The organism is Ottowia flava (assembly GCF_008017535.1).
Classification (GTDB): Bacteria; Pseudomonadota; Gammaproteobacteria; order Burkholderiales; family Burkholderiaceae_C; genus Ottowia; species Ottowia flava.
On the sequence record NZ_VRUA01000002.1, the window covers coordinates 410,157 to 428,034 of the forward strand.

General features: G+C 65.3%; 16 protein-coding genes. 6 read left to right on the top strand and 10 right to left on the bottom strand.

Translation table 11 applies throughout. The annotated features are described in order from the left end of the window. Nucleotides 1-57 precede the first annotated feature (57 nt). The 6 genes from fabB to FVQ98_RS04065 all read right to left on the bottom strand — a co-directional run bounded on the left by fabB (nt 58) and on the right by FVQ98_RS04065 (nt 5,883). Complete coding sequence (gene fabB, locus FVQ98_RS04040; RefSeq protein ID WP_147912133.1) at nt 58-1,284, bottom strand: beta-ketoacyl-ACP synthase I; 1,227 nt, start codon at nt 1,282-1,284, stop codon at nt 58-60. After that, nucleotides 1,278-1,814, bottom strand: a complete 537-nt coding sequence (gene fabA / locus FVQ98_RS04045; protein WP_147912134.1) for a 3-hydroxyacyl-[acyl-carrier-protein] dehydratase FabA — start codon at nt 1,812-1,814, stop codon at nt 1,278-1,280. The genes fabB and fabA overlap by 7 nt, the downstream gene beginning before the upstream one ends. A gap of 54 nt (nt 1,815-1,868) precedes the next feature. Continuing rightward, complete coding sequence (gene lnt / locus FVQ98_RS04050; protein WP_147912135.1) at nt 1,869-3,458, bottom strand: apolipoprotein N-acyltransferase; 1,590 nt, start codon at nt 3,456-3,458, stop codon at nt 1,869-1,871. Nucleotides 3,459-3,471: 13 nt separating this feature from the next. Next, entirely contained in the window at nt 3,472-4,365 is an 894-nt protein-coding gene (locus tag FVQ98_RS04055; RefSeq protein WP_147912136.1) for an HlyC/CorC family transporter, read from the bottom strand. A gap of 123 nt (nt 4,366-4,488) precedes the next feature. Beyond that, nucleotides 4,489-5,190: a GNAT family N-acetyltransferase gene (locus FVQ98_RS04060; RefSeq protein WP_147912137.1), complete on the bottom strand. Its 702-nt coding sequence runs from the start codon at nt 5,188-5,190 to the stop codon at nt 4,489-4,491. Nucleotides 5,191-5,394: 204 nt separating this feature from the next. Further along, a complete protein-coding gene (locus FVQ98_RS04065) occupies nt 5,395-5,883 on the bottom strand; it encodes an Lrp/AsnC family transcriptional regulator (protein ID WP_147912138.1) in 489 nt (162 codons plus the stop codon). A gap of 210 nt (nt 5,884-6,093) precedes the next feature. Here FVQ98_RS04065 and hppD point away from each other — a divergent pair, with 210 nt between their 5' ends. Then, nucleotides 6,094-7,251 (top strand): 4-hydroxyphenylpyruvate dioxygenase, encoded by a 1,158-nt coding sequence (gene hppD / locus FVQ98_RS04070; protein ID WP_147912139.1) that lies wholly within the window; start codon nt 6,094-6,096, stop codon nt 7,249-7,251. A gap of 169 nt (nt 7,252-7,420) precedes the next feature. Here the strand turns inward: hppD and FVQ98_RS04075 are convergent, their stop codons facing one another. The 4 genes from FVQ98_RS04075 to FVQ98_RS04090 form a co-directional block, all read right to left on the bottom strand. Next, entirely contained in the window at nt 7,421-7,864 is a 444-nt protein-coding gene (locus FVQ98_RS04075; RefSeq protein ID WP_147912140.1) for an HIT family protein, read from the bottom strand. Nucleotides 7,865-8,003: 139 nt separating this feature from the next. Continuing rightward, a complete protein-coding gene (locus tag FVQ98_RS04080) occupies nt 8,004-8,849 on the bottom strand; it encodes a hypothetical protein (RefSeq protein ID WP_147912141.1) in 846 nt (281 codons plus the stop codon). Nucleotides 8,850-9,166: 317 nt separating this feature from the next. After that, entirely contained in the window at nt 9,167-10,093 is a 927-nt protein-coding gene (locus FVQ98_RS04085) for a lysylphosphatidylglycerol synthase transmembrane domain-containing protein (protein ID WP_147912142.1), read from the bottom strand. Further along, on the bottom strand, nt 10,090-11,133 hold the full coding sequence (locus FVQ98_RS04090) for a glycosyltransferase family 2 protein (RefSeq protein ID WP_147912143.1): 1,044 nt from the start codon (nt 11,131-11,133) through the stop codon (nt 10,090-10,092). Before FVQ98_RS04090 ends, FVQ98_RS04085 begins: the two co-directional genes overlap by 4 nt. A 104-nt stretch (nt 11,134-11,237) precedes the next feature. On the opposite strand from FVQ98_RS04090, the gene FVQ98_RS04095 reads away from it, so the two are divergent. The 5 genes from FVQ98_RS04095 to FVQ98_RS04115 all read left to right on the top strand — a co-directional run bounded on the left by FVQ98_RS04095 (nt 11,238) and on the right by FVQ98_RS04115 (nt 17,860). Next, the gene (locus FVQ98_RS04095) at nt 11,238-12,755 is read left to right on the top strand and encodes an ArnT family glycosyltransferase (RefSeq protein WP_147912144.1); all 1,518 of its coding nucleotides are present in this window, start codon (nt 11,238-11,240) and stop codon (nt 12,753-12,755) included. A gap of 164 nt (nt 12,756-12,919) precedes the next feature. Beyond that, nucleotides 12,920-13,930, top strand: a complete 1,011-nt coding sequence (locus FVQ98_RS04100) for an NAD-dependent epimerase (RefSeq protein ID WP_147912145.1) — start codon at nt 12,920-12,922, stop codon at nt 13,928-13,930. Nucleotides 13,931-13,996: 66 nt separating this feature from the next. Next, the gene (locus FVQ98_RS04105) at nt 13,997-15,643 is read left to right on the top strand and encodes an RNA-binding domain-containing protein (RefSeq protein WP_255507617.1); all 1,647 of its coding nucleotides are present in this window, start codon (nt 13,997-13,999) and stop codon (nt 15,641-15,643) included. A gap of 73 nt (nt 15,644-15,716) precedes the next feature. Then, nucleotides 15,717-17,072 carry a UDP-glucose dehydrogenase family protein gene (locus FVQ98_RS04110; RefSeq protein ID WP_147912147.1) on the top strand — a complete coding sequence of 452 codons (1,356 nt, stop codon included), beginning with the start codon at nt 15,717-15,719 and terminating at the stop codon, nt 17,070-17,072. A 53-nt stretch (nt 17,073-17,125) separates the two neighbouring features. After that, entirely contained in the window at nt 17,126-17,860 is a 735-nt protein-coding gene (locus FVQ98_RS04115; RefSeq protein ID WP_187265621.1) for a GIY-YIG nuclease family protein, read from the top strand. The last annotated feature ends 18 nt before the right edge of the window (nt 17,861-17,878 follow it).

Genomic DNA, 17,878 nt, shown 5'->3' on the forward strand with positions numbered 1-17,878 from the left:
GAATTCAGCAAAAATACACAGGGCCGCCCACGCTGGGCCCCGGGGCGCTGGAACGTGTCAGGCGCCGTCCCAGCGGCGCAGCACCAGGCTGGCGTTGGTGCCACCAAAGCCGAAGCTGTTGGACAGCACCTGGCGCAGATCGGCGTCGCGCGTGGCCGTGACCAATGGCAGGTCGCCCACGGCCGCGTCGGGCGAGTCGACGTTGGCCGAACCGGCGATGAAACCCTTTTGCAGCATCAGCAGACAGTAGATCGCCTCTTGCACGCCAGTGGCGCCCAGCGAATGGCCGGTGAGCGACTTGGTGGACGAGAACGGCGGCACCTTGCCGTCGCCAAACACGGTACGCATCGCCTTCAGCTCGGGCACGTCGCCCACGGGCGTGGAGGTGCCGTGGGTGTTGATGTAGTCGATGGGCCCTTCCAAGCCTTCGATGGCTTGGCGCATGCAGGCCACGGCGCCGTCGCCCGAGGGCGCGACCATGTCCGCGCCGTCGCTGGTGGCGCCAAAGCCGACCACTTCGCCCAGGATGCTGGCGCCGCGCGCCTGCGCGTGTTCCAACGACTCCAGCACCACGGCCCCGCCACCGCCGGCGATGACGAAGCCGTCGCGGTCGGCGTCATACGCCCGCGAAGCGCGGGTCGGGTCGTCGTTGCGCTTGCTCGACATGGCGCCCATGCCGTCGAACAGCAGCGCCATGCCCCAGGACAGCTCTTCACCACCACCGGCGAACATCACGTCCTGCATGCCCCAGGCGATTTGCTGTGCGGCCGACCCGATGCAATGCGCCGAGGTGCTGCACGCCGAGGTGATGGAGTAGTTGATGCCCTTGATGGCGAAGTGCGTGGACAGGCAGGCCGAGACGGTGCTGCTCATGCAGCGCGTGACCTGGTAGGGGCCGACGCGGCGGATGCCCTTGCTGCGCAGCGTGTCGGCGGCTTCGATCTGGTTGGCGGGCGAACCACCGCCCGAGCCCATGATCAGCCCGGTGCGCGGGTGCGACACCTGCTCGGGCGTCAGTCCCGCCTGGGCGATGGCGTCCGCCAGGGCAACGTGGGCATATGCCGCGGCATCCCCCATGAAGCGCAGTTGCTTGCGGTCAAGGCGCGCCTCCAGATCGATCTGCGGACGGCCGGCTACCTGGCTGCGCAGGCCCATCTCAGCGAAATCGGGCGCCGCACTGATGCCCGACCTGCCTTCGCGCAGCGCGCTTTCAACGGTCTGCAGGTCGTTGCCGATGCATGACACGATGCCCGCACCGGTGACCACCACGCGGCGTTTCATGATGTGCCGCCCTCCGGCGCCTGCACTGCCGCCGCGTCCTTGCCGAAAAGGCCCACCCGCAAATCGCTCGCCACGTAGATCTCCTTGCCGTCGGCCAACAGGCGGGCATCGCCGATGGCCATGGTCAGCTTGCGTTTGATCACCCGCTTGATATCAATCTCGTATGTCACCCGTTTGACGTCTGGCCCGACTTCGCCGGTGAACTTCACCTCGCCCGCGCCCAAGGCGCGGCCGCGACCGGGCAGACGCAACCAGGTCAGGTAGAAGCCAATCAGTTGCCACATGGCATCCAGGCCCAGGCAGCCGGGCATGACCGGGTCACCCTGGAAGTGGCAGTCGAAGAACCAGAGATCAGGCTTGATGTCCAGCTCGGCCACCACGCGCCCAAGACCATGCGCGCCGCCGTCCTCGTCAATGTGCGTGATGCGATCGAACATCAGCATGGGCGGCAGCGGCAGCCGCCCGCTGTCGGGCCCGAACAACCGGCCTTCGCCGGACGCGATCAATTCTTCGTAGGAAAAGGATTCAGCCATGGGCTCAATTGTGCCTTGCCGGGCGCGGCGGGCGGCGCCGCCCGGTTGCCGCCTTCAGACACGGGCGCGGCGCAGCATCAGCGCAGACACAACCACCGCCAGGGCACAGCCGATCCACAACGGCCAGAGCCCAGCCACGGCGGCCCAGCGAGCGAACGGGGTGATGGTCGTGCGGCCTTCGAATTGCCCCTGCAACACCCCGCGCGTGAGCCGCGGCAGACTGTAGGTGACCGCGCCATGGTGGTCGATGATCGCGGTGGCGCCGGTGTTGGTGGCGCGCAGCATCGGGCGCTCGAACTCCAGCGAACGCATTCGGCTGATGGACAAGTGCTGGTCGATCGCGACGGAATCACCGAACCAGCCAATGTTGCTGACGTTGACGAACGCCGTGGGTGCGCGTGCCGGCTCGACAAAGCGCGCGGCCAGCTCCTCGCCGAACAAGTCTTCATAGCAGACGTTGGGCGCCAGCCGCTGGCCTTGCCAGGCAAAGGAAGGCTGTCCGACGGCACCGCGCGCGAAATCGCCCAGCGGGATGTTCATCATTTCAGTGAACCAGCGAAACAGCGGCGGAATGAATTCCCCAAAAGGCACCAGATGGTGCTTGTCGTACCGGTACGCTGCCGACTGGCCCGGCGCCAACCCCACCACAGAATTGGTGTAGCCGACTTCCATGTCCCCCAGCGGAATGCCCACGAGCGCCGCCTGCCCCGGACGCTGGTAGCGCGCCACCAGACTGTCCCAGTAGCCATCGGGCAACTGGCGCGGCAACAAGGGCACCGCGGTTTCCGGCCCGACGATGAGCGGCGCCTGGTTGGCCTGCAGTTGCTCGCCGTACCAGCGCAGCGAATCGGCAATGCCACGGCCCGGCACGAATTTCTCGTCCTGCGGGATATTGCCCTGCATCAGCGCCACGTCCGAGCGCAAATCCGACTCGAGGGCGTCCAAATCGTGCGTGCGCCAAGTCGACAAGCCGACCCCCAACAACAACACCAGGGCCACGCCGATCAGCGTGGGTGCGCGCCGCCAAGGTATGCGTCCGGCCAGCGCGAGCATGGCGGCCAGCGCAGCGGCCACAAAGCCCAGACCATAGACGCCGATATAGCGCGGCAGGAACGCCAGCAACCCGTCGACGTGCGCATAGCCGCCGGCACCCCAGGGAAAGCCGGTCAACCAGGTCCCCCTGGCCAGCTCGGCCAGCGTCCACAAGGCGGCGAACAGCAGTACTGCAGCCAGCGGCCGCCGAGACAGGCCGCGCGCCGAAACCAAGGCGGCGAAAGCGCCGCAGGCAGCTCCGTAGTAAAGGGCCAGAAAACCCGCCAGCGCCAACACCGCCAGAACCGCCAGAACCGGGTTGAGCCCACCGTAGGTGTGCATCGAGATGAACAGCCACCAGAACGTGCCCGTCAACCAGCCCAGGCCAAACAGCCAACCCGTCAGCAGCGCACGTAGCCAGAGGCGCCGCCGTCGGACCTCCTTCGCTGCGTCGGCCACGCCTTCAACCAACAGCGCCACCAGCGCCGCCAGACTGAGAATCTGCAGCCAGCCATGCGTCTGGCCTGTCCAGATATCGCCAATGGATTGAGACTGTGCCCAGCCCGCGACCAGCGCGGACAGGGCGGCGGCCCATCCCCGGGCAAAGCGCATGTCGCGGCGGCGCTCAGTCCTGCCCGTGCGACGGCAGGCGCGACACCTTGAACCAGCGCACGGCGCCGCCCTTGGTGTGCAGGGTCAGGAATTCCAGCCCGCCAAAGCTGTGGCGCTCCCCGCGCTTGGGCACGTGGCCCATACGGTGCGCAATCAGGCCGCCGATGGTGTCGAAATCGACATCCAGGTCGCCGTCCGGCTCCGGGTCCAGCTCGACGCCGAATTGCTCTTCCACCCGCTCCAGCGGTGTATCGCCGGCCACGCGCCAGGTGTTGTCGGCCAGCGCGAAGATGTCGCCGTCGTCGCCATCAATATCGAACTCGTCCTCGATCTCACCGACGATCTGCTCCAGCACGTCCTCGATGGTGATCAGCCCCGCCGTGCGGCCGAATTCGTCGACCACGATGGCCAGGTGGTTGCGGTTGACCCGAAACGCGCGCAGCAGATCGTTCAGGCCCTTGCTTTCCGGCACGAAGTAGGCCGGGCGGACCAGCGTGCGCACGTTGAGTTCGGGTGCGCGCTGCAGCTTGAGCAGGTCCTTGGCCAGCAGGATGCCGATGATGTTTTCGCGCTCGCCCTGGTACACCGGAAAGCGCGAGTGCGCGGTGTTGATCACGTAGTGCAGCAACGCTTCATACGGCGCGTCGATGTCCAGCAGATCCATGCGGGGCGCGGCGACCATCGCGTCGCCGGCGCTCATGTCGGCCAGGCGAATCACGCCCTCCAGCATGATGCGGCTTTCCGCGTCGATGAGCTCCTTGTCCTCGGCCTCGGCCAGGGTCTCGATCAGCTCATCGGTCGAGTCGGGGCCCGGCTTGATGAATTCGACCAGTTTTTGAAACAGGCTGCGCTTGTCTTCGCGCTCGAAGGCGCGTTCAGAAGAGCGCGCAGGGTGGGGGTCAGCCACGGTCGTTTTGCAGGATTGCGGTAGTTGGCAAGGGATCAAGGATAGCGGAACTGGATGTCATTCATCCATTGCCGCCATCCCTGATACATGCGCGGCCGGGCCGGCGCCGTCAGCACGGCAGCCTCAGGTGCCCGTGCGGTGGGCGTTGTCGCGCACGGCTTCGCGCACTTCCTGGGCGGTCGCGACCAGCTCGCGCAGGTGACGCCCTTCGGCCTTCAGCCAGTAGTCGACCTGACCGACTTGCCCGGCCAGCAGCTCGCTCACGCGCGACTTGAACGTGGCTTCGGGCAGCTTCAGGTGGGCTTCGCTTTCGCTGCCCGAACGCTCCACCACCGCACCGGCCTTGCGGGCAATTTTCAGCATGGCCGTGTTTTCGCTCAGCGCGTGGATGTACAGCGTCTTCACGCCGTCGTTCACGGCGTGGATGGCTGCGCGGTCGAACAGGCGCGAGCCGTAGCCGCGCCCGCGGGCGTGCGGCGCCACCGACACGCCAAACTCGGCGAAGCCGGCCGTGGCGAAGTCCTGCGGGTAGGCCAGGTGCGCCATGGCGATCAGTTCGAGCTTGCGGTTGAAGATGCCGAACACCTGGTCGCGCTCGAAGTTCAGCTTGTCGACGTAGTTCTGGATCTGCCGGTCGTTGGCGGCATAGCCGAAACGCAGGTAGCGGTCGCGCTCGCCCAGGCCCAGCAGGTGCTGGGCGACCTGGTCGCGGTAGCGCGCGCCGATCTCGCGGATCGGCACGATGGCCGACGACTTCGCAGTCGAAGCCGTGGGGCTGGGGGCCGCCGGGCTGTCCGACGGACGTGGGTCAATACGAGGTTCCATGGCGTCAGATGTTAGGGCGCAGTTGTAGAGTTGCTACTCCAAAGTGCTACTTTTGCTGCATTGCACCATGATAGGCGTGCTTTTGCCACAGCGCCAGCCTCATGTACGCCGCCCCGGTGCCCCACACACAACAGATGCAACGCTGGAACTTACTCACTTATTCATAGCTGCTTGCGCAATACAGTAGCCGGCTAGGTGCTAATTTCACCCGGAAATTGGCAGTGCGGTCGTGGCCTTGACGCGGTCCATCACGAAGCTGGTCTTGCAGTCCTGGACCGCCGGGTGGCGCAACAAGGTATCCATCATGAAACGTGAGTACGCACTCATGTCCTGCAGCACCAGGCGCAACAAGAAATCCATTTCCCCCGTCAGGGCCGTGCATTCCACCACCTCCGGCCACGCCTGCACGCTGGCGCGGAATTCGTCCATGGGATTGCGCTTGTTGCCGTCGGACCGCTTCTCAAGCCGGACATTGACATACGCCATAAGGCCTAGCCCCAGCGCTTCGGGCCTCAGCAGGGCCACGTAACGGTCAACGATGCCCGCGTCCTCCAGTTTTTTGATGCGGCGCAGCACAGCGCTGGCGGACAGCCCAATCGCCTCGCCCATGGACTCGCAGGTTTCCCGGCCGTTGACCTGCAAACGGCGCAGGATGGCCCGGTCAAGCCGGTCCAGTGCGTCAGCGTCTTCCATCACGCAATTTTATGCTGCTATTGCGCTGATTGGCGCTGTTTACGTCATGAACTTGTCTTCTGACGCATTTTTCGTGCGCTCAATCAGCGCAAGCCGCACGATCTCTGTCCGACCCGCCCACCGGAAGCCGCCAAACGCTGGAAAGCGTCAACCCCTTCGGCCTACAGTGACGGGCTTGATGTCGATCAACGCCGACCACGGAGACAAGGCATGACCACCAACGCATCCCCCACGACCCTGACCGCCCAAGCCGGCACCACTTGGGACAACCCCATGGGCACGGACGGTTTTGAATTCATCGAATACGCGGCACCCGACCCCAAGGCGATGGGCGAGCTGTTCGAACGCATGGGCTTTACCGCCGTGGCCAAGCACCGCCACAAGGACGTGACGCTGTACCGTCAGGGCGAGGTCAACTTCATCGTCAATGCGGAGCCCGACAGCTTTGCTCAGCGCTTTGCGCGCCTGCACGGCCCCAGCATCTGCGCCATCGCCTTCCGCGTGCAGGACGCCAAGGCTGCGTACGAACGCGCCATTCAATTGGGCGCCTGGGGCTACGCTGAAACGGCCGGCCCGGGCGAGCTGAACATCCCGGCCATCAAGGGCATCGGCGATTCGATCATCTACCTGATCGACCGCTGGCGCGGCAAGAACGGGGCGCAGGAAGGCGACATCGGCAACATCGGCTTCTACGACGTCGACTTCGAGCCTCTGCCCGGCGTGAGCGGCAGCGCCGCCGTCAGCCCCGAGGGTTTTGGCATGACGGTGATCGACCACCTGACGCACAACGTGCACAAGGGCCGCATGGACGAATGGGCCAGCTTCTACGAGCGCCTGTTCAACTTCCGCGAAGTGCGCTACTTCGACATCGAAGGCCAGGCCACGGGCGTGAAGAGCAAGGCGATGACCAGCCCGTGCGGCAAGATCCGCATCCCGATCAACGAAGAGGGCAACGACCAGAAGGGCCAGATCCAGGAGTACCTGGACAGCTACCGCGGCGAAGGCGTGCAGCACATCGCCATGGCGACCAAGAATCTGTACGAAACGGTAGACGCGCTGCAGATGGCCGGCGTGCGCCTGCTGAACACCAGCGAAACGTACTACGAGCTGCTGCCGGGGCGCATCCCCAACCTGCAGGAGCCGATCGGCGAGCTGCAGTCGCGCAACATCCTGGTCGACGGTGCCGAGGGTGAACTGCTGCTGCAGATCTTCAGCGAAAACCAGCTCGGCCCGGTCTTCTTCGAGTTCATCCAGCGCAAGGGCAACGAAGGCTTTGGCGAAGGCAACTTCAAGGCCTTGTTCGAGACCATGGAGCTGGACCAGATGCGCCGCGGCGTGCTGGCGGCCCCGGCCGAAGCCAAGGACTGAAAGGGACAAACCCTCCGTCGCGCGATCCGTACGCTCGACCGACCGGCCGGCCTCGGGGATTGATAAGAAATCAGGCTCCAGCCCTACAACCACCTGCGCAAACAGCTATTGTTTTTATAGTGAGCAGCGGCTGCGTTGCGCCCCGCGCCGAGTGCGCTAAAGCAGCGTGTCAGCCCGGCCAGGCTGCGCGCAGGCGGGCGGCGTAGTCGTTCAGCACCGCCGGCCCGGGCTCCTGCCGCGGCCAAGTGAAGGTGATGCCGTCGCCCTCGTGCCGCGGCACCACGTGCAGGTGGAAATGCCCCACCGTCTGCCCGCCCAACGCGCCGTTGGCCTGCAGCAGCGTCAACCCCGGGGGATCGAACGCGGCCTGCACGGCCAGCGCCACCTTATGTGCAGTTTGCATGGCGGCGCCGGCCTCTTGCGCCGTCAGCTCGAACACCGTGGCCGCGTGCCGCTTGCTGGCCACCAGCACGTGGCCCGGCGTGACCTGGCCCAGGTCCATGAAGGCGATGGTCAAATCGTCCTCAAAGACCTTGGCCGCAGGTATTTCGCCCGAGATCAACCGGCAGAAGATGCACTGGCCAGGCGGGGAGGTATCGACGAAGACGGGCATGGGTGGCGTAGAGGGGGTTTGGTGCGGCTAAGGCGATGACCGCGAGGCTACCAAAACCCGCCTTCGGTCCGCGCTCCGCCTGGCGCCTACAGCCCGTAAGCGCTGCGTGGGGCAGCGGCCATCGAGCGAGCGCTTCCCATCAGCCGCGGCGGCGCGCACTCCACCGGGCGCCCAGCACCATAGCGGCAAACAACAGCGCCAGCATGCCCCCGCCCAGGGTCGGCACCGGCGTGGGCGGCGCGGCGGGGCGCGGTACCAGAATGGCCGAGCCCGAGAAATCGGCGGCAGGCGCTGGCGCCGTGTACACAAAATCCACACCCGATGCAGACAGACGGTTGGATGTGATGGTGAAGTTGCTGATGCCCGCTGGGTTGGTGATGCGCACCAGCGCCTTCGCGGAATTGTTGTCCGCACGGAAGGTTTTCCACGACATGGTGCCGGTGCCGGAGCCCGTCACCGTGACCGTGCTGGTCTGGTTGATCACCTCGAACACCGTGCCCGGTTGCGACGAGGTCCACGCCCAGCGGGCGTACTTCATGCCGCTGTTCTCGTCCAGAATTTCGGCACCGGCGTAGTAAATCAGCTCGGTCGGCAGGGTCGTTGCTGTGACGGTGTAGGTCACCACCGTGTCGGCGCCGCCCGTATAGATCTGACCTTGGTTCAAGTTGAGCGATGGCGTGCCCGTGATGCCATAGCCGGGCGTCGCATAGACAGCGCCATTGAAGAAGTCGTTGACGACGGTCGGATCCGACACCAGTCCGCCGTTGGCCGTGACGGCGAAGGTGGCGGCCCCGAATGCGGCGGAACCTGTATCGCTGGACAAGCTGTTGGTTCCGAAGGCGGCCGCTGGCCAGTTCACCAGTTCGTAGTCCACGCCCGACAGCGTGAACTGCGTCTGGGCGTGGGCGCCAGCAGCAGCCACCAAAAGCAGGAGACCACCCAGCAGGGTGGTCTTGGTGTTTCGGGCAAGGTGAGAACGTCGCATACCTATCAAGCTCCTTGGTTCAGATGTCATCGTTGAATGCGCGCTAGAACGCACGGCATAGTCGATGCTCCATCCTAGTATTTGGGGCTGATATGTATGCTTTTATGCTTAATTTGATGCTGCCAGGTTCGTTAAGAAATTCACGCAGTCGTCAATATTTCCCGGCAAAGCATTGCCCGATTGTGCGTGACATGCAGTAGCCAGCACAGTGTTTTCGGCTATTCGCCTACTCTGCTGCAGGCTCTCGGTCACGCTTCACGCGCCTTGCATTGCTTCTGATCGGCGGAGGGCGGATGCACATCTCGCCGCGCCAACGGCTATTCGCGAGACATTCGACCTGGCAACCCAAACGCCAGCGCCCCCAAAGCGCCCTGCACCAACTGGTACAGCCCATAGATGACCCCCGTGCCCACGGCCGCGGCGGCCGGCACGCCGAAAGGCGCCAGGGCGGCAACGGCGGCGGCTTCGCGCGTGCCCCAGCCACCGACGCTGGCGGGCAGCGCGGCCATCAGAAAGACCGGGGCGATGGCAAAAGCCCAGGCGGCCGGCGGAATGTGCACGCCCAGCGCCAGCCCGCCGGCGGCCAGCGCGGCGGCGGACAGCACCTGCACGGCGGCCGAGGCCAGGGCTTGCCAGCCGAGTTGGCTCAAAAAGTTGGGCCGTTCGATCGCGGCCTTCAACGGCGCCAGCCAGCGGATGCTGCCGCGGCGCAGCAGCCATGGCAGCGCCAGCGGCAAGGCCAGCCACAACGCGGTGCCGACCAGCATCAGCGCAATGAAGGCACTTGGCGGCAAGCGCAACACTGGCGCCAGTTGCGGCGCGCAGGCGGCGGCGCCCAGACCGCCGATGGCGCACAGCATCCACAGGCCGCTGACGCGGTCGAGCACGACCGACCAGGTGGACGCCAGCGTGTCCTGCCCCGCGCGTTTCAGCACGACGGCGCGGTACACGTCACCGCCGACCACGGCGCCGGGCAACAAGGCGTTGAGGCCAATCGCCTGAAAGTACCAGCGCCCCGCGTCGCGCGCCGCCATGTCGGCACCCAGCCAGCGCGCCAGCGCCCGCCAGCGCAGCGCCGACACGATGTTGGAGGCGATGGCCGCCAGCAGGCCAGCGACCAGCCACACTGGGTCGGCCTGGCGCAGCTGCGCCCACACGCGCGCGGGGTTGGCCAGCGCGAGCACGGCACCCAGCAGCGCCAGCCCGATCAGGCCGCGCAGCAGCGCCTTGTGCGAGCGCTTCACGCTACATTTTCAGTAGCTGCTTGCGCAGATGGTTGTAGGGCTGAAGGGCGATTTTGCTCCAAAATCACCTCTTCATCCACGCGATACTCCTGCGCATGGAACTGCGGCGCGCCGCCGGCTTCGTAGTACACGCGGGTGAGCAATTCGCCGATCAGCCCGGCCACGATCATCTGCACGCCCATCAGCACCAGCATGACGCCCACCAGCAGCAGCGGCCGCCCGCCGATGTCGTGGCCAAACAGCTTGACGCCCAGCAGGTACAGCAGGATCAGCATGCCGGGCGTCATCAGCCACAGGCCCAAGCCACCGAATGCGTGCAGCGGGCGCTGGCGGTAGCGCATCAAAAACACCATCAGGATCAAGTCCAGGATGACGCGGAACGTGCGGTCGATGCCGTACTTGGACACGCCAGCGGTGCGCGCGTGGTGGCGCACCGGCACTTCCGTGATGCGCGCGCCGGCGTCCTTGGCCAGCGAGGGGATGAAGCGGTGCAGTTCGCCGTACAGGCGGATGCGGTCGATGATGGGGCGGCGGTAGGCCTTGAGCGCGCAGCCGTAGTCGTGCAGGTGCACGCCAGTGGCGCTGGAGATCAGCCGGTTGGCGATGCGCGAGGGCAGCTTGCGCGACAGCTCGGCGTCCTGGCGGTCCTTGCGCCAACCGCTGACCATGTCGACGTCGGGGTCGGTCTCCAGCCGGTTCAGCAGCAGCGGGATGTCGTCCGGCTCGTTCTGGAGGTCTGCGTCCAGTGTCACCACGTAGCGGCCGCGCACGCGGTCAAAACCGGCCTGCAGCGCGCTGGACTGGCCGTAGTTGCGCGCCAGAAACATCGGGCGCAGCCAGGGCGTGGCGGCGGCCAGCTCGCGCAGCTTGGCGCGGCTGCCGTCGGTGGAGCCGTCGTCGACCGCGAGCAGCTCGAAGCTCAGGGGCTGCTGCGCCATGGCTGCGCCGATGCGCCGCACCAGCTCGGGCAGGTTGTCGACCTCGTTGTAGATGGGAACCACGATGGAGACATCGGGCACCGCGGTGCGTTCAGCGGTCATGAAGGGGGTGACAGGCACAGGCGGGATAATGGTCCGATTGTGCCTTGCACGGTTTTTCCGCCTCCCGCGCGGGCTAACCGGCGTCGGCCGTTCGCTTTCACCGCATGAATTCCGCCGACGCGCTGTCCGCGCCCACGCTGCGCGCCCCCGTGGCCCACCCGCTGTTCTGGCTGCTCGCCCTGTGCGCAGCGCACGTGGCCGTGCGCGTGGCGATTTCGCCCGCCCTGAAGTGGGACGAGGCCGAGCAAATCCTCTGGACCCAGCAGCTGGCCTGGGGTTACGGGGCGCAGCCGCCGCTGTACACCTGGCTGCAGTGGGGCATGAACCAGCTCTTCGGCCCCAGCGTGCTGTCGCTGTCGCTGCTCAAGCACGGGCTGCTGGCATTGACCTACGCCATGATGTACTTGGCGGGGCGTGAATTGCTGGGCCCGCGTGGCGCCTGGTGGGCGTCGGCCAGCATGCTGCTGCTGCCGCCGTTGGGATGGTTCTCGGTGCGCGACCAGACGCACACGATCCTGGTCACGGCCATGACCTGCGCGGCATGGTGGCTGCTGTTTCGCCTGATCAAGCGGCCTCGCCCGCAGGACTTCGCCTGGCTGGGCCTGGTCTGCGCAGCAGGCGTGCTGGCCAAGTACAGCTACGTGCTGGTGATCGCCGTCATGCTGGTGGCGGCGCTGTCGCTGCCGGAAGGGCGCCGCGCCCTGTTGTCGCGCGGCTGGTGGCTGGCGCCGCTGGTGGGAGTGCTGGTGGTGGCGCCGCATGCGGTGTGGCTGCTGTCGCACCTGCACGAAGCGACGGCGGGCACGCTGCACAAGATGCAGATCCAGCCCGAGCGCGGTTTGTTCAAGGGTTTGCTCAGCCTGATCGACGGCGTGGCCGGCATGCTGGCGCTGTTCGCGCTGCTGGCGCTGTGGGCCTTTCGCAGCGCCTGGTGGAGAAAGCCAGTCTTGCCTGCCGTGCCGTGGGCGCAGCGCCTAATGTGGCGCTACCTGGCGCTGATGCTGCTAGCGCTGCTGGGTATGGTCCTGGTGGCCAGTGTGTCCAACTTCAAGGGGCGCTGGGTGCTGCCGCTGCTGTGCGCCGTGCCGCTGGCCGCTTTTGCGGCCCGGCCGGAGTTGCAGCAGCACCCGCGCGGCGGCCGCTACACCGGCGCCGTGGTCACCGTCGCCCTCATCCTGCTGGTGGCCGCCGGCCTGCGCCCCTGGTTCAGCGGCGCACGCGGTGACACGGACGAGCTGAACCACCCTGCCCGCGCGCTGGGCAAACAGCTGCAAGCCCAGGGCTACGACGGCCGTAGCCCCATCATCGCGGCCGACCACATGATCGGAGGCCTCTTGCGCACCCGCTTCCCGCAAGCGCGCGTGGCCGCCTGCAACGCCGACGAGGCCGACGTCGCCCGCTGTGTGGCCGACCAGGTGGCGCGCGCCCAGTCCGCGGGCCAGGGCTGGCTGCTGGTGTCCCGCGCCGACCGGGTGGAGCCCGACTGGTGGGCCAAGGCGCAAGCCCACATCGGCCCGCAGACGCGCCAAAGCATCGTCTTGCCCTTCCGCATGGTGCGCGACGGCACGCCGCCTGCGCACTACGACTTCGTCTGGCACCCCTCAGGAGGCACCGCCCCATGAGCACCGCGTCACCACAGGACCGCCCGGGGGTGGAAAGCCACCCATCAGGAGGCAGCGAACCTCGCGCGACGGGGGGGGCAGGGGCTACACCCGAGCCGCCGCTCGGCCGCCCGAAGGCGGCGAGCGCCCCCTCGGGGGGCAGCGAACCTCGCGCAGCGGGGAGCGTGGGGGCAATTCTTGTCACTGGCGCAGCGGGTTTTATTGGAATGCACTGCGCGGAGCGCTTGTTGTCGCGCGGCGACACCGTGGTCGGCATCGACAGCCTGAACGCGTACTACGACCCGGCGCTGAAAGAAGCGCGCCTCGCCCGGTTGTCTTCGCACCCGAATTTCAGCTTTGAGCGCCTGGACGTGGCCGACCGCGCCGGCATGGCCGCCCTGTTCGCGCGCGTGCGGCCCACGCGTGTGCTGCACCTGGCCGCGCAGGCCGGCGTGCGCTATTCCATCGACCAGCCCGACGATTACAGCGACAGCAACCTGCTCGGCTTCGGCAACGTGCTGCAAGGCTGCCGCGCGGCGCAGGTGCAGCACCTGGTCTACGCCAGCAGCTCCAGCGTGTACGGCGGCAACGCCAAGCTGCCCTACAGCGAACGCGACGCGGTCGACCACCCGGTCAGCTACTACGCCGCCACCAAGAAGGCCAACGAGGTGATGGCGCACAGCTACGCCCACCTGTACGGCATGCCGACCACCGGGCTGCGCTTTTTCACCGTGTACGGGCCCTGGGGCCGACCGGACATGGCGTTGTTCAAATTCACCCGCGCCATGCTGGCCGGCGAGCCGATCGACGTTTACGGCAACGGCCAGTTGGTGCGCGACTTCACCTACATCGACGACATCGTGGAAGGGGTTCTGCGCGTGCTGGACAAGCCCGCCACGCCCGACCCCGCCTACGACCCGCTGGCGCCCAACCCCGGCATCAGCACCGCGCCCTACCGCATCTTCAACATCGGCAACAGCACACCCACCGTGCTGATGGACTACATCGCCGCGCTCGAAGCGGCGCTGGGCACCACCGCCGACAAGCGCATGCTGCCGATCCAGCCCGGCGACATGCACAGTACCGCGGCAGACGTGTCGGCGCTGGCGGCGTGGGTCGGCTTCAAGCCGGCCACGCCGGTCGGTGAAGGCGTGGCGCGCTTTGCGCGCTGGTACAGGGACTTTTACGGGAGCTGAACTGTGGACGTGGCAGCGCTACGCATACTGCTGGACGAGCTAATTGCAGCTTGGGAAAGTGAGATCGTGGAATTCAAGGAAGCTTCGAATGACTACGATACAGACAAGCTCGGCAAGTATTTTTCCGCACTATGCAACGAAGCCAATCTGCGCAATTGCGAGCGCGCATGGCTGGTCTTCGGTGTGAACGAGCGCCATCGTCGCGTCGTCGGCACAGGCTATCGGTCGCAGCAGGATCGGCTGAATAGCCTGAAGGATCAAATTGCTCGGGGCACCAGCCCCAGTGTCAGTTTGCGCAACATTCATGTATTGCAAACGGTCGAAGGCCGCGTGGTGCTGTTTGAAATACCTGCAGCCCCTCGCGGGATACCGATCGCTTGGCAAGGACACTACTATGCCCGCGCAGGTGACAGTTTGGCACCTCTCAGCCTGGAGAAGCAGGACACCATCCGCGCGCAAACTGCTCGCCAAGACTGGTCTGCTCAGGTTGTGCCCGGCGCCACGCTGGAGGATCTGGATCCTGACGCACTTCACGCGGCGCGCGCATCGTTTGTCGCTAAGCACGCCAACCGTCTGGATGCCAATGAGATGCTGGCCTGGCCTCTATCGATCTTTCTGGATCGATCATTGGTCACCCAGGATGGGCAGATCACCCGAACAGCTCTTTTACTGCTGGGCAAGCCAGAATCCTCTTGGCGCCTATCGCCGCATCCTGCGCAAATGACCTGGAGCCTGGAAGGCCCGGAACGCGCATATGAGCACTTCGGACCGCCTTTTTTGCTCGCGACAACCGCGCTGTACCGACGCATACGCAACGTCCAGATGCGCTTGCTGCCGCACGACGAGTTGCTCCCCATAGAGGTGGCCAAGTACGACCAAAAGGCCGTGCTGGAAGCCTTGCACAACTGCATCGCCCACCAAGACTATTCGCGTGACGGCCGCATAGTCGTAACAGAATGGCCGGACCGGTTGGTGTTGGACAGTGAAGGCACGTTCTTCGAAGGTCAGCCTCTGGACTATGTCCCTGGCCATCAGCGCCCGCGGCGTTATCGCAACACCTTTTTGGCACACGCGATGGCCGGGCTAAACATGATCGACACGATGGGCTACGGCATCCATGAGATGTACCAAGCTCAAGCGCGGCGCTACTTCCCGTTGCCCGACTATGACCTTTCGGAATCTGCGTCAGTACGCTTGACACTGTACGGCGGCGTGGTCGATCCGGCGTATACGCGCTTATTGATGCAGCAAACCAGGCTGTCGTGGGAGGACGTGCTGGCCCTTGACCGCGTGCAGAAAAAATTACCTTTGCCTGATGAGGTGATCAGCGGCCTGAGGCGAAAAAAATTGATCGAAGGTCGGAAGCCACACTTTCACGTCGCGGCCAGTGTGGCCGCCGCGACAGCTCAACGCGCTGACTACATTCGCACTCGTGCGCAAGACGACGCCTTTTACGCCAAGCTTGTGACGGACTACCTGCATGAGTTCGGCCAGGCCAATCGCAAGGACATCAATGCCTTACTACTGGGCAAGCTGAGCGAGGCACTCAGCTTGCAGCAACGCCATACCAAGATCGGCAGCCTTTTGACCAAGATGCGAAGGCAAGGTCTGATCACCAACGGCGGATCAGATGCCGTGCCACGCTGGCAGTTGACAGAGAGATCAGAGAGCAATTCGCATTCTTCAAAGAGATCAAATCCAAATAGTTCATGAAAATCAATAACTTGGCCTCTGTTTCGTCGTTTGATTTCAGAGAGATTTCAGAGTCAACCGCCGATATGTGCCTATGAAAGTCACCGTTTTCGGCACCGGCTACGTTGGCCTGGTGCAAGGCGCCGTGCTGGCGGACGTCGGTCACGACGTCATGTGCGTGGACATTGACGCGGCCAAGGTCGCGGCGCTGCAGGCCGGGCAGATCCCGATCCACGAACCCGGCCTGGCGCCGCTGGTGCAGGCCAACCACGCGGCGGGGCGCCTGCACTTCACCACCGACGCGGCCGAAGGCGTGGCGCATGGCGAATTGATCTTCCTGGCGGTCGGCACGCCGCCCGACGAAGACGGCAGCGCCGACCTGCAGCACGTGCTGGCGGTGGCGCGCACCATCGCCACGCACATGGACCGGCCCAAGACCATCGTCAACAAGTCGACGGTGCCCGTGGGCACGGCCGACAAGGTCGCGGCCGAGGTGCGCCAGACCCTGGCCGCGCGCGGTGCCGACATCGCGTTTGAAGTGGTGTCCAACCCCGAATTCCTGAAGGAAGGCGCAGCCGTGGCCGACTGCATGCGGCCCGACCGCATCGTCATCGGCACCAGCAGCGCCGCAGCCGAGCGCCAGCTGCGCGAGCTGTACGCGCCCTTCAACCGCAACCACGACCGCATCGTGCTGATGGACGTGAAGAGCGCCGAGCTGACCAAGTACGCCGCCAACGCCATGCTGGCCACCAAGATCAGCTTCATCAACGAAATCGCCGGTCTGGCCGAACGCCTGGGCGCCGACATCGAAGCCGTGCGCCGCGGCATCGGCAGCGACCCGCGCATCGGGTACCACTTCATCTACCCCGGCGCGGGGTATGGCGGCAGCTGCTTCCCCAAGGACGTCAAGGCGCTGATCCACACCGCGCAGTCGATCGACTACCGCCCCGAAGTATTGCTGGCCGTCGAGCGCCGCAACGACGCGCAGCGCGAGGTGCTGGCCGAGCGCATCCTCGCGCATTACGGCCCCAACCTGCGCGGCAAAACCATCGCCGTCTGGGGCCTGGCCTTCAAGCCCGAGACCGATGACATGCGCGAAGCGCCCAGCCGCAACCTGCTGCAGGCGCTGTGGGCCGCTGGCGCGCAGGTGCGCGCGCACGACCCGGTGGCCATGCGCGAGGCGCGCCGCATCTTCGGCGACCGGCCCGACCTGGTCTTCTGCGATTCGCCCATGGCCGCGCTGGACGGCGCCGACGCGCTGGCCATCGTCACCGAATGGAAGCAGTTCCGCGTGCCCGACTTCGACCGCGTCGCCCGCGCCCTGCGCGACCGCATCGTCTTCGACGGCCGCAACCTGTACGACCCGGCCGTGGTCGCGCGACACGGACTGACGTACGAGTCGATTGGGCGGCCGGCAGCAGCACCGAAGTCGACTGACGCAAGCACGTAACGATTTTTGTTGCCCCATTAAATCCAACTCAGCGCAGGAGCTCCCCTTTTTTCATGGCAACAGGTCGCAGCATCCGTCTTTTCCTCGTAGATGGCACACCCAACGGGTTGCTGACTGCCGAGATCATGAACTGGACCGGTCACGTCCTCACGGCGCCACGTAGCAAACTGGTCGAATTGATTAAGCGTCCCGAAGTGGCTCGCACCGGAATCTACTTTTTGGGAGGCCCCGATCCCGAAAATCAGTTGCTGACTCGGGTCTACATCGGTGAATCGGATGATATTTCCAGAAGACTCCAGCAGCACAATCGGCCAGAAGCTCAAGGCGGTAAGGACTTCTGGGAGCGAGTATGTCTCGTCACCAGCAAGGATATGAACCTAACCAAGGCCCACGCCAAGTACCTTGAGAGTCGGCTCATCAGTTTGGCATCCGGCACCGGTCGGTGTGTCGTGGGAAATGGTACCTCGCACGACTATCGAGCGTTGCCTGAATCGGACCTCGCAGACATGGCGTTTTTCCTCGAACAGATTCGAACCGTCTTGCCAGTGCTGGGCTTCAATTTTTTGCACGACGCGCCCAAGGCGATTGAGGATCAGGACAAGACCCCACAGGTTTCGCCTGTTTTTGAGATGCTATTGCCACGCTCGGGCATCGAAGCTACCGCGCGAGAAATCGATGGCGAGTTTGTTGTTTCGAAAGGCGCAAACGCACGCGAATTTTGGGTGGGAACGCCTAGGGAAGGTCTGCACGAATTACTTGGAAGTGAGCTACGCCCGTCCGTGAGATAAAGCCTGCCCCAGCAAGGC

Bases quoted from the DNA above. Each gene is read 5' to 3' on its own strand.
- lnt (WP_147912135.1), bottom strand. From the start codon at position 3,458: ATGCGCTTTGCCCGGGGATGGGCCGCCGCCCTGTCCGCGCTGGTCGCG.
- FVQ98_RS04095 (WP_147912144.1), top strand. From the start codon at position 11,238: ATGAATTCCGCCGACGCGCTGTCCGCGCCCACGCTGCGCGCCCCCGTG.
- hppD (WP_147912139.1), top strand. From the start codon at position 6,094: ATGACCACCAACGCATCCCCCACGACCCTGACCGCCCAAGCCGGCACC.
- fabA (WP_147912134.1), bottom strand. From the start codon at position 1,814: ATGGCTGAATCCTTTTCCTACGAAGAATTGATCGCGTCCGGCGAAGGC.
- FVQ98_RS04110 (WP_147912147.1), top strand. From the start codon at position 15,717: ATGAAAGTCACCGTTTTCGGCACCGGCTACGTTGGCCTGGTGCAAGGC.
- FVQ98_RS04090 (WP_147912143.1), bottom strand. From the start codon at position 11,133: ATGACCGCTGAACGCACCGCGGTGCCCGATGTCTCCATCGTGGTTCCC.
- FVQ98_RS04065 (WP_147912138.1), bottom strand. From the start codon at position 5,883: ATGGAAGACGCTGACGCACTGGACCGGCTTGACCGGGCCATCCTGCGC.
- FVQ98_RS04075 (WP_147912140.1), bottom strand. From the start codon at position 7,864: ATGCCCGTCTTCGTCGATACCTCCCCGCCTGGCCAGTGCATCTTCTGC.
- FVQ98_RS04115 (WP_187265621.1), top strand. From the start codon at position 17,126: ATGGCAACAGGTCGCAGCATCCGTCTTTTCCTCGTAGATGGCACACCC.
- FVQ98_RS04060 (WP_147912137.1), bottom strand. From the start codon at position 5,190: ATGGAACCTCGTATTGACCCACGTCCGTCGGACAGCCCGGCGGCCCCC.
- FVQ98_RS04080 (WP_147912141.1), bottom strand. From the start codon at position 8,849: ATGCGACGTTCTCACCTTGCCCGAAACACCAAGACCACCCTGCTGGGT.